The sequence below is a fragment of the Bacillus sp. 41-22 genome, assembly GCF_025809295.1.
Taxonomy (GTDB): Bacteria; Bacillota; Bacilli; order Bacillales; family Bacillaceae_G; genus Bacillus_A; species Bacillus_A mycoides.
In genome coordinates, this window is sequence record NZ_CP084035.1 from 1,613,232 (window position 1) to 1,630,381 (window position 17,150).

21 protein-coding genes are annotated in these 17,150 nt (G+C 35.1%); 20 read left to right on the top strand and 1 reads right to left on the bottom strand.

Annotated elements, in window-relative coordinates:
- Positions 1 to 23 precede the first annotated feature (23 nt).
- Entirely contained in the window at positions 24 to 521 is a 498-nt protein-coding gene (locus tag LCF45_RS08280) for a flagellar motor switch protein FliG (RefSeq protein ID WP_002086503.1), read from the bottom strand.
- A gap of 143 nt (positions 522 to 664) precedes the next feature.
- Between LCF45_RS08280 and LCF45_RS08285 the strand changes: the two genes are divergently transcribed.
- From LCF45_RS08285 to LCF45_RS08380, 20 genes are all read left to right on the top strand, one after another.
- The gene (locus LCF45_RS08285) at positions 665 to 1,129 is read left to right on the top strand and encodes a YaaR family protein (protein WP_002086502.1); all 465 of its coding nucleotides are present in this window, start codon (positions 665 to 667) and stop codon (positions 1,127 to 1,129) included.
- Positions 1,130 to 1,144: 15 nt separating this feature from the next.
- Positions 1,145 to 1,597: a flagellar export chaperone FlgN gene (locus tag LCF45_RS08290; RefSeq protein ID WP_002064619.1), complete on the top strand. Its 453-nt coding sequence runs from the start codon at positions 1,145 to 1,147 to the stop codon at positions 1,595 to 1,597.
- Positions 1,598 to 1,614: 17 nt separating this feature from the next.
- Complete coding sequence (gene flgK, locus LCF45_RS08295; RefSeq protein ID WP_002126575.1) at positions 1,615 to 2,913, top strand: flagellar hook-associated protein FlgK; 1,299 nt, start codon at positions 1,615 to 1,617, stop codon at positions 2,911 to 2,913.
- Between the two features lie 305 nt (positions 2,914 to 3,218).
- Positions 3,219 to 4,082: a flagellar hook-associated protein 3 gene (locus LCF45_RS08300; protein WP_078203027.1), complete on the top strand. Its 864-nt coding sequence runs from the start codon at positions 3,219 to 3,221 to the stop codon at positions 4,080 to 4,082.
- Between the two features lie 19 nt (positions 4,083 to 4,101).
- Entirely contained in the window at positions 4,102 to 5,481 is a 1,380-nt protein-coding gene (locus LCF45_RS08305; RefSeq protein WP_263894736.1) for a flagellar hook-associated protein 2, read from the top strand.
- A gap of 22 nt (positions 5,482 to 5,503) precedes the next feature.
- Entirely contained in the window at positions 5,504 to 5,872 is a 369-nt protein-coding gene (gene fliS, locus LCF45_RS08310) for a flagellar export chaperone FliS (RefSeq protein WP_002168741.1), read from the top strand.
- Positions 5,862 to 6,134: a hypothetical protein gene (locus LCF45_RS08315; protein WP_002086494.1), complete on the top strand. Its 273-nt coding sequence runs from the start codon at positions 5,862 to 5,864 to the stop codon at positions 6,132 to 6,134. The genes fliS and LCF45_RS08315 overlap by 11 nt, the downstream gene beginning before the upstream one ends.
- 344 nt (positions 6,135 to 6,478) lie before the next feature.
- Entirely contained in the window at positions 6,479 to 6,964 is a 486-nt protein-coding gene (gene flgB / locus LCF45_RS08320) for a flagellar basal body rod protein FlgB (protein WP_050551290.1), read from the top strand.
- A gap of 20 nt (positions 6,965 to 6,984) precedes the next feature.
- Positions 6,985 to 7,398, top strand: coding sequence for a flagellar basal body rod protein FlgC (gene flgC, locus LCF45_RS08325; RefSeq protein WP_002030933.1), 414 nt, complete (start codon positions 6,985 to 6,987; stop codon positions 7,396 to 7,398).
- 17 nt (positions 7,399 to 7,415) lie between these two features.
- Complete coding sequence (gene fliE / locus LCF45_RS08330; RefSeq protein WP_002064631.1) at positions 7,416 to 7,715, top strand: flagellar hook-basal body complex protein FliE; 300 nt, start codon at positions 7,416 to 7,418, stop codon at positions 7,713 to 7,715.
- Between the two features lie 22 nt (positions 7,716 to 7,737).
- Positions 7,738 to 9,318 (top strand): flagellar M-ring protein FliF C-terminal domain-containing protein, encoded by a 1,581-nt coding sequence (locus LCF45_RS08335; protein WP_078178259.1) that lies wholly within the window; start codon positions 7,738 to 7,740, stop codon positions 9,316 to 9,318.
- Positions 9,319 to 9,331: 13 nt separating this feature from the next.
- The gene (gene fliG, locus LCF45_RS08340; RefSeq protein WP_002030936.1) at positions 9,332 to 10,336 is read left to right on the top strand and encodes a flagellar motor switch protein FliG; all 1,005 of its coding nucleotides are present in this window, start codon (positions 9,332 to 9,334) and stop codon (positions 10,334 to 10,336) included.
- The gene (locus LCF45_RS08345) at positions 10,323 to 11,009 is read left to right on the top strand and encodes a FliH/SctL family protein (protein ID WP_078203028.1); all 687 of its coding nucleotides are present in this window, start codon (positions 10,323 to 10,325) and stop codon (positions 11,007 to 11,009) included. The genes fliG and LCF45_RS08345 overlap by 14 nt, the downstream gene beginning before the upstream one ends.
- Positions 11,006 to 12,310: a flagellar protein export ATPase FliI gene (gene fliI, locus LCF45_RS08350; protein WP_078203029.1), complete on the top strand. Its 1,305-nt coding sequence runs from the start codon at positions 11,006 to 11,008 to the stop codon at positions 12,308 to 12,310. Before LCF45_RS08345 ends, fliI begins: the two co-directional genes overlap by 4 nt.
- 115 nt (positions 12,311 to 12,425) lie before the next feature.
- Positions 12,426 to 12,836: a hypothetical protein gene (locus tag LCF45_RS08355; protein ID WP_002012036.1), complete on the top strand. Its 411-nt coding sequence runs from the start codon at positions 12,426 to 12,428 to the stop codon at positions 12,834 to 12,836.
- 10 nt (positions 12,837 to 12,846) lie between these two features.
- Positions 12,847 to 13,956 carry a flagellar hook-length control protein FliK gene (locus LCF45_RS08360; protein WP_078203030.1) on the top strand — a complete coding sequence of 370 codons (1,110 nt, stop codon included), beginning with the start codon at positions 12,847 to 12,849 and terminating at the stop codon, positions 13,954 to 13,956.
- Between the two features lie 3 nt (positions 13,957 to 13,959).
- Positions 13,960 to 14,538: a flagellar hook assembly protein FlgD gene (locus tag LCF45_RS08365; RefSeq protein WP_002012033.1), complete on the top strand. Its 579-nt coding sequence runs from the start codon at positions 13,960 to 13,962 to the stop codon at positions 14,536 to 14,538.
- Between the two features lie 16 nt (positions 14,539 to 14,554).
- On the top strand, positions 14,555 to 15,778 hold the full coding sequence (locus LCF45_RS08370) for a flagellar hook protein FlgE (protein WP_002126594.1): 1,224 nt from the start codon (positions 14,555 to 14,557) through the stop codon (positions 15,776 to 15,778).
- A 50-nt stretch (positions 15,779 to 15,828) separates the two neighbouring features.
- On the top strand, positions 15,829 to 16,164 hold the full coding sequence (locus LCF45_RS08375; RefSeq protein ID WP_078203031.1) for a DUF3964 family protein: 336 nt from the start codon (positions 15,829 to 15,831) through the stop codon (positions 16,162 to 16,164).
- Between the two features lie 389 nt (positions 16,165 to 16,553).
- Positions 16,554 to 17,039 (top strand): hypothetical protein, encoded by a 486-nt coding sequence (locus tag LCF45_RS08380; protein ID WP_002012030.1) that lies wholly within the window; start codon positions 16,554 to 16,556, stop codon positions 17,037 to 17,039.
- The last annotated feature ends 111 nt before the right edge of the window (positions 17,040 to 17,150 follow it).

The following is a 17,150-nucleotide window of genomic DNA, read 5'->3' on the forward strand; positions in this document are numbered from 1 at the left end:
ATAACGATATTGTGCCTCCCCCTTTACATCATACGAATTTTTTGTTCAAAGCTTTTTTTCAGCTGCTTTTCATGTAAGCCTGGTAAATCATAAATAACAGCATCAATTCCTGCTTCTTTTGCAACGTCAACGGGAATGACAGACGTATGTTTATCTCCGTTATAAAAACAGAGAACTAAATCGGTATCTTCGATAATTTGCTTTACAAAAAACATATAATCTGATCGATAAATGGAGTCGGAAGGATGATCAAAAGCAATATACTCTGCTCCGTGTTTTTTTAAATAATCAACGACTTCTTGAAATTCGTCTGTTAATACATGTAACGGTTGCAGTGTGTAAAGGCATAAATTTTGAGCGAGCCTTTCATTTTCAATGAAAAAACGAAGAACTTCATTTTCAATAGATTTATAACATAATATGTAAATTTTATGTTTGTGAGCATAGTCAATTAAAAATTTTTTTATTTCTTCCTGATCTAATGCTGTTAATTGATTTGAACCACAAAGAAAAATATTCATAGATTTGTGCCACCTCATGCTAAATTGTAACATATCTTCTATAAAAAATAACTGCAAAATATCATTGTACAGAGTATAATTATAAATAACTGGATTTTACGATTAAGTTTGGAAGGAAATAAAAAAATAAATAGGTGATATATATGCTGCGTTCTATCTCGCATAATCCAATTTTATCGCATATACCGCCTGCTACTCAAATGCCGAAAGAAGCAAATGTCAGGACAGGACTTGCTTTTTCGGATAATTTGCATGCAGATCCGAAAAAAGATAAATTGTTAGAACAAATGGAAGCACTTGTTGATAACATTGGAGAAATTAAAGAGAAAATCGAATTAGAGTTAACGCTCGATAATGTAATGGAATACAAAAATACTGTAAAATCATTTTTGAATTTTTACGTTGATAACGTATTGCAGTATAAAGATGTTATGTCTCGTCATCCGCGTTACGGATATTCGCAGAAAATGACGATCGTAAAACAAGCTGAAATGGGATTAACTGAGTTAGAAGATGTTATGAATTTAATTAATACGAAAACAGGGCATTTAGAAATGTTAAATCAAATTGGAGAAATTCATGGTTTGATTGTAAATTTAGTCTTGTAAAGGAAAGGAAGCTATATGTACATACAATTATATGAAAAGCTCGTTATTATTCAAAAGGCATATGAAAATATTCAAACGCTTGGGGAACAAATATATGAGAATTTAAAAAATAAAAATGTAAATGCAGTTCAAAAGTTGCAAGTAGAGCAATTGCAGTACATAGAAGGTGTTAAAGGATTATCGCGATCTTTTGAGGAAATGGTTGTTCAGCTTTGTAAAGAAAAACAAGTTGAACCGCTGCGTATGCGTTCGCTATTTTCGTATTTTTCACAGGAAGAAAATGAAAAAATGGAAGAATTACAAAAAAGTTTAAATGAATTAGAAGAAAATGTAAAAATGATTCTTTTGAAAAATCAATATTACTTAAACGTACTATTAAAAACTACAGAAAGTATTGTGGATTCCGTTTCTGAATACAATTTGGAGAAAAACAATAATTCGCAAATCTTTATGAATGAACTATTGTAAAGGAGAAGTGAAGCATTATGAGATTATCTGATTATAATACGCCGTTATCTGGTATGCTAGCGGCCCAAATGGGATTACAAACGACAAAACAAAACTTATCTAACATTCATACGCCGGGTTATGTTCGTCAAATGGTAAATTACGGATCTGTTGGAGCAAGTAACGGTCATACGCCTGAACAGAGAATCGGTTATGGTGTACAAACATTAGGAGTTGACCGTATTACAGATGAAGTGAAAACGAAGCAATTTAATGATCAGTTGTCACAGTTCTCTTACTACGCATATATGAATTCTACTTTATCACGAGTAGAGTCTATGGTAGGAACGACAGGGAAAAATTCATTATCTAGTTTAATGGATGGATTCTTCAATGCTTTTCGTGAAGTTGCAAAAAATCCAGAACAACCAAACTACTACGATACATTAGTTTCTGAAACTGGGAAGTTCACAAGTCAGATAAATCGTCTTGCGAAAAACTTAGATACAGCAGAAGCACAGACGACAGAAGATATTGAAGCACATGTGAATGAATTTAATCGTCTTGGTGCTAGTTTAGCAGAGGCGAATAAAAAAATTGGACAAGCAGGGACACAAGTACCTAATCAACTATTAGACGAACGTGATCGCATCGTTACAGAGATGTCTAAGTATGCCAATATTGAAGTATCTTATGAATCTATGAATCCTAATATCGCGAGTGTTAGAATGAATGGTGTTTTAACAGTAAATGGACAAGATACATATCCACTTCAATTAAATAAAGAAAAAGAACCAATGTCTGTTGCGATTTATGGATCGGATATTCCTTTAACAGGTGGAGCCATTCAATCAGCAATAGATACGAAAGGGAAGATTGCTAGTTATAAGAAAAACCTTGAAGAATTAATGAGTTCTGTAAAAGGTCAAGTGAATACAGTGATGGGAAAAGATTTCTTCGTTGGAGATCATGCGAAAGATATTCAGTTAAACCCTGAATTCGCAAAAGATGTTTCGAAAATGAAAATCTCTGCTGAAACAGCAAATAAACTAGCAGGAATTACAGAGGGAGATTATAAAGAAGGTCTTTCTTATAAACAAGCATTAGACCAATTTATAGTTGGTGTAGCTTCTGATAAAAGTGCAGTGAATGCTTATCAAAATATTCATAAAGATTTATTAGAAGGTATTCAACAAGAAAAAATGAGTATTGAAGGCGTAAATATGGAAGAAGAAATGGTTAATTTAATGGCTTTCCAAAAATATTTTGTCGCAAACTCTAAAGCTATTACGACGATGAATGAAGTGTTTGATAGTTTGTTTTCGATTATTAGATAATGAGTAATAAAAGCGAACCCATCTTTCTTTTATGGTTGGAGAGAGGACCCGCGAAGGGTAGAGACGGTCAGTGCCTATTAGTGGCCCAATCGATGTGAGACCAGAGATATGAGATGGTTGAAGGGTAAGTTAGCTAAGAGGAAAGCCATGTTTAGTGAATGCATCGCCCTCGTGTTAAATAAAAATGACAAAGCTCTCTTTTATGAGGAAAGAGAGTATCCGTCGTAGTGTAGAAGCAGAGAGCCGTATATAGTTGTGGTTGCTTCCCCGCACTAATTCAAATATAGATAAAGGAGAAGGTAAAGATGAGAGTATCTACATTTCAAAATGCAAACTGGGCAAAGAATCAGATGATGGATTTGAATGTGCAACAGCAATATCATCGAAATCAAGTAACTTCAGGTAAGAAAAATCTTTTTATGAGCGAAGACCCACTTGCGGCAAGTAAATCATTTGCGATTCAGCATTCGTTAGCAAATATTGAACAAATGCAAAAAGATTTAGCGGATTCGAAAAATGTATTAACACAAACTGAAAATACTTTACAAGGTGTTTTTAAATCTTTAACAAGAGCGGATCAATTAACAGTACAAGCGCTAAATGGGACGAATAGTGAAAAAGAATTGAAGGCAATCGGTGCAGAGATTGATCAAATTTTAAAACAAGTTGTATATTTAGCGAATACGAAAGAGCAAGGCCGTTATATTTTCGGTGGGGATAGTGCTGAACAAGCTCCATTTACAGAAGATGGTACGTATCAAGGTGGAAAAAATGATGTGAACTGGCAACTAAATGACGGTTATCAATTAAAAGCATTTCGTAACGGAGAAGAATTATTATCCCCAGTTATAAAAACGTTAAAACAGATGAGTGAAGCGCTGAATAACGGTGATCAAAAAGCTTTGCAACCATTATTAGGAGAAAATAAGAAAAACTTAGATGGCATCATTAACCGTACAACTGAAGTTGGTTCAACAATGAATACAATGGAGACATTTAAAACAATTTTAAGTGAGCAAAATTTAGCGCTTCAAGAAAATCGTAAAGAAATTGAAGATGTTGATTTAGCGGTAGCAATTTCAGACCTAGCGTATATTAATGCAACTTATGAAGCAACGCTTAAAGCAGTTAGCACGATGAGTAAAACGAGTATTTTAGATTATATGTAAACAATAAGGAGTGAGAAATATGGCAGGGACGTTAACAGGTATTGGTGGTAGACAACAGATTTGGAACCTCGGAAATAATATGATCGATACTTCTAACTTTGTAGAATTAGAAATGCAAGCGTTAGATATGAGAAAAACACCATATGCTAATGAAAAGAACCAACTTTCACAAGATAAACTATTATACACAAGTTTAAAATCAGAATTTAGTTCTTTCACACAAACTTTTAAAAACTTAGCGGCTTTTAAAGGGAATGAGAAAAAAGTTACAACAACACAAGACGGTTATATTAATGTAAAAGCTGATGGTGGCGCGATTGCAGGAACTTTTAATATGACGATTACACAGCTTGCACAGCGTCATCAAATAGCTTCTAATCCTATTACTGATATAAATGCAAAACTTCCTAAAGATGAAACATTAAAACTAGGCGGTAAAGATCTAAAAGTAACAACTGATATGACATATAAAGATTTAATAAATAAAATTAATGATGGAGATTATGGCGTATCGGCTTATACACTTGGAGATAAAATTTTTATGTCCTCGAAAAAAGAAGGAACAGATGGAGAAATTAATTTTAAGGAGAACACATCTACACTGTTTCAAGATATTGGTTTAGCTAAGGCGGATGGCACAGCAGTCAATACAATTAATGAAGCGCAAAATGCCATATATAGTATAAACGGTATCCCAGGTAAAAGTTCTACCAATACAATTGAAGCTCTTCCTGGTGTGAAAATTGAATTACTAAAAGTGACGGAGTCAAAAGCAGAAGGAACACCAGATGCAGGTACAACAACAGATCCAAAAGCAAAAGGTATAGATCTGAAGTTTACAGTAAGTGATTCAAATGTAACAGACGCATCAAATATTATTAAAAAGATGGTGGCTGATTATAATAAAGCTGTTTCTACAATAGATATTTTTGCTGGAAAAGGTGGAGCTTTCCAAGGTCAAGCTATTATGCAAAGTGTACGTCAAGCGATGAATAATGTCGTAACATTTTCTCAAGACGGTAATTATTTGTTTTCATTTGGAATTCAATTAAAGCAAGACGGGACGATGGAAGTTAATGATGAACAATTAACAAAAGCGTTAAAAGACAAGCCGGATGCAGCGAAGCAATTTTTCTTTGGTTCTAACGGTTTAGGGAAGATGATGGAAGAGCCACTTGATAAACTATTTGGTGATAAAGGTGTAGTTGGAGAGCGAGTAAAAAACATCGATTCTCGTGTAAGTGATTTAGATAAAAAGATTAAAGATATTGAAACACAAAATCTGCAAAAACAAGATGAAATCGTGAAGAAGTATCAAAAACTAGAAAGTACACTAGCGGAGCTTGATAGCCAATTGAAAACTATTAAAGCAATGACAAAACAAAAAAGTGATGATTAATGAAAGTTAAGGAAGTGATTGTATGCAAGCATGGCAACGTTATATGCAAAATGATATTATGACGAGTAATCCGATTAAAAATACAATTTTTATTTATGAAAGATGTATTGTAGAGTTTCGTAATTTAGAAGAACTTTTAAATACTTTTAAACTCCAAGAAGGAGATGTGCTTCTTGAAAAGCTAGAACGTATTTTTGAAGAATTAAAGCTTCAATTAAATCCTGAGATTACGAAAGATTTATATGATAGTCTATTTGGTTTATATGATTGGATTAGCATTCAAATTCAAACGATGAAAGTAACGCGTGAAGCAAAAGACATCGATGCAATTGTGAAAGTGTTACAAGATTTAATAGACGGTTACCGCGGAGCACTTGAAAATGAACAATGATATTTATCGAGCGTTTGTCGGCTGTTTTAATGAAATCGGAGAATTGCAAGTATCAGATGGGGAATTTGCTGAGAAGAGTGCAATGTTAAATCGCTGGATGATGACATTGGATGAAGAGACGCGTGCAGATGTTGCAGCGGAAGTGAGTCCATTAATAATTAAGGCAGCACAGCATATTCGAGATAAGCAAAAGATTTTGGAAGAAATGATTATGACAAATGATGGACGAATGAAAGCGAATTCGTTTTACGGTAAATTTTAATGGGGAAATATGGAAATGGATACCCCTTTTAAAAGGGGATCCATTCCATTGTTTGAATAAGGCGTTCCGCTGATTGAGGTTTCACTTTATGACTGTAATAAAAAGAATGGTAATAATCCAAACAATGAAAAATAAGATGTCTTTATTTTATGGAGAGAAGTGTATGGAGGCTCTTTTTTTATTGTTTATATATCAAAATGTTACATGGATTACTACGCGTATACAGTTTTTTATATTCTTTTTTATATTTTTGTATTTTTCTAAAGACAACAATGGAAAAATGGAATAAAATATGTAAGGGTACAAAATAGATAATATTTTAATAAATAAATACATATAGGAAAATGAATAATAAAGTGAAACTTCCATCAGTGGATGATCATGCGCTAAACAAGCATGATGGAAAAGGAAGGGTGTGGAATATGCCAGATTTAGTTAGTGATGTAAGTCATTATATGAACTATTTAGTAACGAAGCGAAATACCGTTTCTAGTAATATTGCAAATGCGAATACACCTGGCTATAAAGCACAAGATGTAACATTTGCTGAGCAAATGAATATGAGCAGTGCATTATATAAAAAAAATGCTGCGGATTTAAAGAGTAATCCAGATTTATATCAAACGAATGTAATGCACTTACCGACAGCAAATACGAAAAATACATACGCAAAGATTCAAACGAAATCAATGCAAACGAATAAAGATGGAAACAGTGTTGATGTAACGACAGAAATGCTAGATTTAATGAAAACAAACCAATTATACGGTGTTTCAATTAATGCAATTAATACGCAATACGCTATTAACCAAGCAGCACGTGGACGTTAATAGTAAAAGGGGAGACAACGATGTTTCAGGCAATTAATGCAAGTGGCTCAGGGCTAACTACAGCGAGAAAATGGATGGAAGTTACTTCTAACAATATCGTAAATGCAAATACGACGGGAGCACCGGGCGCAGAGCCGTATCACCGCCGAAGTGTGGTGTTGGAATCAAATAATAGTTTTGCAAGCATGCTAGATGGAGCTCCTACTAACGGAGTGAAAATAAAAAGTATTGAAACGGATCGAAATGAAAATCTTGTGTATGATCCGACGCATCCGCATGCAAATGAAGAAGGATATGTACGTTATCCGAACATTGATGTGACAGCTGAGATGACGAATGTAATGGTTGCTCAAAAAATGTATGAAGCAAATACAAGCGTATTAAATGCGAACAAAAAAATGCTCGATAAAGATTTAGAAATCGGCCGAGGATAAGGGGGAAGAGGGGAGATATGAAAATTCAACCAATGTTAAATACACAGCCATTTGGAGCGATTCAGCCGATTGGCACACAGAAAACTTCAGAAACATCTGTAGTTGAAGGCAAAAAGTTTATTGATTTATTGGAAGATATGAATCAAACGCAAAATAATGCCCAAACAGCAGTATATGATTTACTGACAAAAGGGGTAGGAGAAACGCATGACGTTTTAATTCAGCAGAAGAAAGCTGAATCACAAATGAAAACAGCTGCTCTCGTACGCGATAATCTTATTGAAAATTATAAGTCACTAATTAATATGCAAATTTAGGAAAATGGACGGGTGTATTTAAATGGAAAAGATAAAAAATGTTTTCCAATCGCTGAAAACGTGGCATAAGTTAGTGATTGGTGCTGCGCTTTTAGCGATTGCAACAGGAGCACTTTTATACTTCACCTTGCCAGATAAATATGTTGTTGTATATCAAAATTTAAATGATACAGATAAGCAAGAGATTACAGCAGAATTATCGAAGCTAGGTGTTGATTACCAATTAGCAGCCGATGGTTCGATTCGAGTGCAAAAGAACGATGCTCCATGGGTTCGAAAAGAAATGAATGGAATGGGCTTGCCGTTTAATTCAAAAAGCGGTGAGGAAATTCTATTAGAAAGCTCACTCGGTTCAAGTGAACAAGATAAGAAAATGAAGCAGATTGTCGGCACGAAAAAGCAATTGGAGCAAGATATTGTACGAAACTTCGCGACAGTTGAAACGGCAAATGTGCAAATTACATTACCTGAAAAAGAAACAATTTTTGATGAAGAAAAAGCAAAAGGAACAGCGGCGATAACTGTTGGTGTGAAGCGTGGACAATTATTAACAGCTGATCAAGTTGCTGGTATACAGCAAATGATTAGTGCGGCAGTTCCTGGCGTGAAAGCAGAAGAAGTAAGTGTTATTGATAGTAAAAAAGGTATCATCTCAAAAGGAACAGATGAAGCGCATTCTAACAGTTCCTCTTCTTATGAAAAAGAAGTAGAGATGCAGCATCAAATTGAAGGTAAATTAAAGCAAGATATTGACGCAACGTTAATGACGATGTTTAAATCAAATGAATATAAAGTGAATACGAAAGTGTCTGTAAACTACGATGAAGTTACACGTCAGTCAGAAAAATATGGCGATAAAGGTGTACTTCGCAGTAAACAAGAGCAAGAGGAAAGTTCTACTGCGCAAGAAGGAGCAGATACGAAGCAAGGTGCGGGTATTACAGCGAACGGTGAAGTGCCGAACTACGGTACGAACAATAATCAAAACGGTAAAGTTGTCTACGATAATAAAAATGGTAACAAAATTGAAAACTATGAAATAGATAAAACAGTTGAAACAATTAAGAAACATCCGGAATTAACAAAAACAAATGTTGTTGTATGGGTAGATAACGATACGTTAGTAAAACGAAAAATTGATATGACAACATTTAAAGAAGCGATTGGCACAGCAGCTGGGCTTCAAGCTGATCCGAATGGAAACTTTACAAACGGTCAAGTTAACGTTGTAACTGTTCAGTTCGACCAGCCGAAAGTTGAAAAAGAGAAAGAGCCAGAAAAAAGTGGTATGAACTGGTGGTTATTCGGTGGAATTACAGCTGGCTTGCTAGCAATAATTGGCCTAGTATGGTTCTTCTTAGCAAGACGTAAGAAAAAGAGAGAAGAAGAGGAATATGAAGAATACTTAGCAGAAGAAGAAATTGCTGCTAGTAGTGAAAGTATCCTGGAAATTCCTGAAGAAAAAATAGTACCAGAGCCAAAGCCAAAGCCAGAACCGGTAGAACCATCAGAACCTACATTAGATGATCAAGTGCAGGAAGCTACGAAAGAGCATGTAGAAGGTACTGCAAAAGTAATTAAAAAATGGTTAAACGGACAGTAAGGGAGGAAAAACAATGTTAGATGAAATCTCCTCCAAAGAGAAAGCTGCCATCCTCATTCGTACATTAAACGAAGAGGTGGCAGCAAAAGTCATTGAATATATGACGGCTGAGGAAAAAGAAGTGTTACTTCGCGAAATCGCGAAGTTTCGTGTATATAAACCAGAAACGTTAGAAAATGTACTAGGGGAGTTTTTGTACGAACTAAATGTAAAAGAGTTGAATTTAGTAACTCCAGATAAAGAATACATTCGTCGTATATTTAAAAATATGCCAGAAGACGAGTTGGAAAAATTATTGGAAGACCTTTGGTATAACAAAGATAATCCATTTGAATTCTTAAATTCACTTACAGATTTAGAGCCACTTCTTACAGTGCTTAATGATGAATCGCCACAAACGATAGCGATTATTGCTTCTTATATTAAGCCGCAACTTGCTTCTCAATTAATTGAGAGATTACCAGATCATAAACGCGTAGAGACGGTAATGGGTATTGCAAAGCTTGAACAAGTAGATGGTGAATTAATTAATCAAATTGGTGAGTTATTAAAAGCAAAATTAAATAATATGGCATTTAGTGCTATTAATAAAACAGATGGATTGAAAACAATAGTGAACATTTTAAATAATGTTTCACGAGGTGTTGAAAAAACAGTCTTTCAAAAGCTGGATGAAGTCGATTATGCGTTATCTGAGAAAATTAAAGAAAATATGTTTGTCTTTGAAGACTTACTTGGTCTTGAGGATCTTGCGCTTCGCCGTGTATTAGAGGAAATTACAGATAACGGTGTTATCGCGAAAGCACTTAAAATTGCAAAAGAAGAAATTAAAGAGAAACTATTTACATGTATGTCTTCAAACCGTAGAGAGATGATTCTTGAAGAGTTAGATGGCTTAGGACCGCTTAAGATGACGGATGCTGAAAAAGCACAACAAACGATTACAGGTACGGTGAAAAAGTTAGAAAAAGAAGGAAGAATTATCGTTCAAAGAGGTGAAGATGATGTCCTTATTTAAAAACAGAATTCCGAAGAATTCTGTTTCTTTTTCTGAAGAAACGTATGAATTACAATTTCCGAAACCAGTATCAGTTCACATTGAAGAAGAGATACAAGTGGATCATGCAGAACTTCTTGCACAGCAAGATGCATTACATATTGAAATGAATCAGCTAAGGCAGCAGCAGCAAATGCTAGAACGAGGGCGTCAGCAGTTGTTGCAAGATAAAGAACAGTTTCAAATGCATATTCATGAACAAATGGAACAGATGGAAGCAGCGCGTATACAGTTTCAAAAAGAACAACAAGAAACAGCATACGAATGGACAGAGTTATTATGGAATCAATCTTTTCAGTTAGCAGAAAAAGTAGTGAATCAAGCGGTAGATTCGCGCTTATTAGACGTTTTGCCGATTTTAACAGGCATCGTGCAAACATTGCCTACTTCATTTGAAAAATTAATTATAACGGTTCATCCAGAAACATTTGAACGTATACAAGAAGAGAAAGAAAATACGAAAGAGTATTGGCTACTACAATTAGTAGAATGGAAGTATGATTTTTCTTTACAGTTTGGCGAATTTGTTCTGGAAGAAGAGAAAGAGTTTTTTGAGTTTAAATTTGCGCCTATATTTGCGAAGCTTCGTCATAAGTGGGAAGAAGAGAAGTTGTTTGAGGAGCAAAATGTATGAACAACGAGCTAATGAATGAACATAATAAATGGAATACATTTATTGAAACACCGTTTTATACGAAAGTTGGCAAAGTTCATAGTGTACAAGAGCAGTTTTTTGTAGCGAAAGGTCCGAAAGCAAAGATTGGAGATGTTTGTCTCGTTGGAGAACATAGTGTCTTATGTGAAGTAATTGCGATTGAAAAAGAAAATAATATGCTACTTCCATTTGGACAGACAGAAAAAGTATGTTACGGAGATGCGGTTACATTAATTGAAGAAGATGTTGTTGTACCTCGTGGTAATCATTTACTTGGGAAAGTGTTAAGTGCGAATGGTGAAGTGTTAAATGAGAACACTGAAAACATTCCACTACAAAAAATAAAATTAGATGCACCGCCGATTCATGCATTTGAGCGTGAAGAAATTACAGATGTATTTGAAACGGGAATTAAATCGATTGATTCCATGTTAACGATTGGGATTGGTCAAAAGATTGGTATTTTCGCAGGATCGGGTGTTGGTAAATCTACCTTGCTTGGAATGATTGCGAAAAACGCAAAAGCTGATATTAACGTTATTAGTTTAGTAGGAGAACGTGGCCGAGAAGTAAAAGACTTTATTCGAAAAGAATTAGGCGAAGAAGGTATGAAAAAAAGTGTCGTTGTTGTAGCAACGTCAGATGAAAGTCACCTTATGCAACTTCGTGCGGCTAAGCTTGCAACATCTATTGCTGAATATTTCCGTGACCAAGGTAATAACGTACTACTTATGATGGATTCTGTTACTCGTTTTGCTGATGCACGCCGAAGTGTTGATATTGCGGTAAAGGAATTACCGATCGGTGGTAAAACACTGTTAATGGAAAGTTATATGAAAAAGTTATTAGAACGATCAGGAAAAACGCAAAAAGGGTCAATAACAGGTATTTATACAGTGTTAGTTGATGGTGATGATTTAAATGGTCCTGTACCAGATTTAGCTCGTGGTATTTTAGATGGACATATTGTATTAAAACGTGAGCTCGCAACTCTTAGTCATTACCCTGCCATTTCGGTATTAGATTCGGTAAGTAGGATTATGGAAGAAATCGTATCGCCGAATCATTGGCAACTTGCAAATGAAATGAGAAAAATTCTATCTATTTATAAAGAGAATGAATTGTATTTTAAACTAGGAACAATTCAAGAGAATGAAGAAAATGCTTATATTTTTGAATGTAAAAATAAAGTAGAAGCTATAAATACGTTTTTAAAACAAGGTCGAACGGATAGTTTTCATTTTGAAGATATTGTCCAAGCGATGCACCATATTGTATAGGACCTCGCCCTTTGAGGTCTTATTTTTTTGATTTTAATATTTCACAGATTTTTTTGTGAAAAAACTATATAATAGAAAAAGGTAACGTTATAATAGGAAGGGGCTATGAAAACGGGTGGATAAGCAGCAGTACGACACGATTAAATTGCAGATTAATCAAGAGAAAGAACATATCTTGAAAGAAGTGTACGAACTAACAGCTGAAAAAAGAAAAATAGAACAAAAAAAAGAATATGATCTATATGTTGTGAAATCACGCAATAAGGTTGTACAAACGGGACAACGTATTATGGCTGGTATGCTTTCATCACATACATTTTCACCTGAAAGAATAGAAGAATGGAATCGGAAAATTAAAAAAACAGAAGGTTTTATTCAAAAAAATGAAAGCTTTTTAGAGCAAATAAAAGAAAAAGAACGTGTCATTGATGAAATGTATGAAGAAGATTGTAAGAAGCTTGCGAAAGTAAAAGAAAAGCTGGAAGAAAAAATGCTTCTTGATTTAAAAATGTGTATGAACGGATGAGGTGGATGTAGTGATACAGTTTGTATTACCGGTGCAGCAAAGTTTACCTCCGCAAAAAGAAAAAGGGCTAGAAGTACAATCGAAAAATGAAAATTCTTCATTTGATAATACAATGAGAATTGAAAATAAAAAACAGCCGAAAACGGAGAAAACGAAACGAGAAGAAGCACCAGAAGAAGAGAAGAAAGAATATATTCTCGCAAAAAAAACGGTAACGAAAGAAGAGCCGATTGTAAAGAAAGAAGAAAAGAAAGAGACAGAACAGTTATTGTTAGCTGTATCTGAGCAGATGGTTGCAATTGAGCAATTGCGTGTGCAGCCAGAATTGTTATATCAATACATACAAAAAATACAGGCGTTATATAAAGAATACGGAAATATTAAACTGAACGAATTGCCCGCAGCTGAATTACAGCAATTACAAGAGCTTTTTTCTAACATGAATATTAAAAATGCCATATGTTTAGAAGATACAATGCAAATGGCGCTAGACAAGGTGACGATGCCAGAGCAGACGTTGCAAGTATTAAAAGTCGTAGAATCAGAAACTTGTAATATCGCAAAGAAACAAGAGGAGTCTAAGGAAGTAGAACTCCAGAAAGCTGAAAGCGATGATGTGAAGTTAGAGTTACCAGAAGTCGATCAATTAAACGATTCAAGTTCGGCCGGAGCTGAATTATTAAATAAGGCAACGGGGACTGATCAAATAGGAAAACAAAATAGTGGAGCTGAAAAGGTTACATTACCTGACTTAGGCAAGAAAATGGAAGCACAAGTAGAGGCTCTGCAAAAGTTTGTAGTGAAACAAGAACGTGTTTTATTCCAGCTAAATCCAGAGAAACTTGGTTCATTAACTGTATTTATGAAAAAGCATGGAGATCAAATTGAAGTCCATGTAGAAATGGAAAAACACGATGCGAAAAAGCGTGTTGAAATAATTTTTGACGAATTGAAGCTGAAATTAAAAGAAAAAGAAATTAATATTCAAATAAGTTATTCAGAAAAAGATGAACAACGTAAAGAACAGCGAGAACAAGAGCAAAGGCAAAAACAAAAATTAGCAAATACGAAACATGAGAAACAACAATCAAAAGAATTTGCGGGATTATTGGAGGAATAAAGCGTGCCAACAGTTGGATTAAATACAACGAGTACAAATCATATTCCGTTACAAGCAGGAGCGCAAAAAAGTAATGTACCTGTTAACGGTGTACAATCGCCAGTTCAACAAACAAATGGAGTTTCAGCAGGAGAGCAAAAGACTCCTGGTGTAATGGGGAAAGATGATTTTCTAAAATTATTTTTATCAAGTTTCCAGCACCAAGATCCATTCAATGCGATGGATATGAATCAAATGATGAATCAGACAGCTCAGTTATCTCTTATGGAACAAGTGCAAAATATGACAAAAGCAGTTGATTCTTTAAGAACGACGATGTATTCGACAGCGCTTGATGGCGGAATGAAGTTTTTAGGGAAATACGTAAGAGGGATCGACGGTGACGGTAAAAAAGTAACTGGTCAAGTAGAGACAGTTCGCCTTGCGGAAAATAATGATGTACAGCTCGTTATTGATAATAAGATTGTATCTCTTCGCTTTGTTGAGAGGGTGTCTGATAAACCGATTGGAGAAACGAATCCAGAAGATGCAAAGAAAGACGATCAAAAAGTAACTGAAGAAGTAAAAACTACAAATTCATAAGGAGTGTACATACGTTATGATTAAAGCGTTATATACAAGTATTACAGGGATGAATGCAACACAAAATGCATTAAGTGTAACTTCAAATAATATTGCCAATGCACAAACAGTTGGTTATAAAAAACAAAAAGCAATGTTTGATGATTTACTGTATAACAATTCAATTGGTTCAAAAGGCGACGATAAATACGCAGGGACGAACCCGAAAAGTATCGGTAACGGTGTGAAAATGAGCGGAACAGTTACGGATTATAGCGATGGTACAATTACGCTAACTGGTGGTAAAACACAAGCAGCAATGGAAGGTAATGGTTTCTTCGTGGTTGGCGATTCAAAAGGCGGCAACACGGAATTTACGCGTAAAGGTACATTTGGAATATCTTCAGATTACTATATTACGAATACAGAAGGGCAATATGTATTTGCATATCCTGCAAATGCAGCAACTGGTGAAGTTGATTTATCTGGTATTCCAGGACCGTTGCAAATTCCAATGGGATCAGCAATCGGTGGTATTCGAACGTCAAAAGGAGTCGTTGGAGGGAATATTCCAGCCGATGCAAAACAGATTACGCAAGAATTGCCTGCATACGATGATGCCGGTAATACATGGACAATGCGTGTAGAATTTACACAAACTAGTGAACATAATTATAAATATACAGTACATATGCGTAACGACTCGAAAAAAGAAACAGAGTTTAAAGAGGTTCAAGGCGCAGGCGGTGATGTAACATTCGATGCGGTAGGAAAGCCAAATCAGCAAAACCCTGGAGCGTCTATTCCATTTAATGGCGGAACAGTAAATTTAGATTTTAGTAAATTAACAAACCATCCGACAGAGAAAACATTAGCAGTAACAGACGTAGATGGTAGAGCAGCAGCGACTGTTAAAGATTGCTTTATTGCTGACGGTGGATATGTGATGGTAAAATATTCTGATGGAAGTATGAAAGCTGCGGGTCAATTAGCTGTTGCGATGTTCCCGAACGAAGGCGGCTTAATGAAAAATGGTAATGGTAACTACACAGCGACAAATACAACTGGTATTTTAGCAATGGGCGTATCTGGCCAAAATGGTGCAGGGAAAGTACGCGGTAGTGCACAAGAAGGTGCAAACGTAGATTTATCTGTAGAATTCGTTGATTTAATGCTATACCAACGTGGCTTCCAAGGAAATGCGAAAGTAATTAAAATTTCAGATGAAGTATTAAATGAAGTTGTAAACTTAATTCGATAATAAAACGTAAAGAAAAAATTGTAACGTAGTAGAAAGGGTTTTTTATTCGTATGACAAGACAAGAGCGAATTTTACAATTGCCTTTTTTCGAAGAGAAACGTGAACTTGCTGAGCAAGTGTTAAAAATGGAACGAGAAGAGCATGTATATTTACCGGATCAATTTGAAATTAAGCAAGTGCCTCCATATTCATTTGGTGAAAAACAGGCAATCATTGGCCGTATTCATGAGTTTTATTTCGTAAGTGTTGGTAGTGAAGGCGTTTGGAAGTATCAACTGTTTAAGGATGAGATGAAGTGTCGTGAGTTTTTTGTTACGTTGCCGGATATTGCGGATCAACAGCTTGCTTTTTGGTTCAATAACATTGAGTTGTTGAAAGGGGCTTAAAAGCTTTCTTTTAGGTTTTGAGAGAGGGCCCAGCGATGTTTAGTAGCGGTCAGTGCATATGGAGTGTCTCGCATGTTGTAATACCAGAGATATGGAGTGGTTCTAGGTTAGTTGAAGAGGATGGGAGCCATGAATGAGATTGGTAGGCTCACCGGATTGTAGTAGCGACAGTGCTTATGAGTGTCTCGCATGTTGTAGAGATATGGAGTAGTTCTAAGGTAGTTGGAGAGGCTGTAATCCAAGTGTTTAGGTGGTGCCTCTTCACTTTTTGGAGAGAGGATTTCTCTGATTCTAGGAGCAATGATTTGAAATAGAGTTAGATTAATTTAAGATAGTTGTGCTATATTGTACAATTAGACTAAGTTTATATAAAAGGAGAGGTGAGGAGGATGGCGCAGAATAAGTATCGCGTTACATTCATTTCGCCAAGTGAGATTGAGCAACGTACTGTAATGGCGGCGAGTAGTTTACCTAATTTAATACGTCAAGTAGAGAGTATTATTGCAGATCCGAACGGTTATTTTGTAAATGATAAAAAAAATAATTGCTATTTTAAAGTTATTAAAGAAAATGTTACGTATATTCAATATGAGTTACTATTTTCTGATAAGGAAATTCACATTGAAAAGTTAAAACATATAGCACCGGCGGTATTGAAACAAGTATTTAAAAAAATAAACGATCCGGAGTTATATGCACTTGCGCTACTTGATGTTGATATAGCAACGAAAGAATACGTGCTAGAAGAAATGAATCCGGAGCTAAGAATAAGAGTGGAAACGGAACTTTCGAAAAAATGGGAAGCAATGCCGACAGAAATTGTAGGAGCACAAGAAGTGTTACTAGAGGCACTTGCTTCGTTTATACAAGATTAAGTTTTACCGGTAGTATTTCTACTTTAAAACGGTGAGGATCACTCAACTATCTATATTTTTCATATAGGTAGTTGACTTTTTGGTTTTAATAAAGCTTAATAATTAAATATA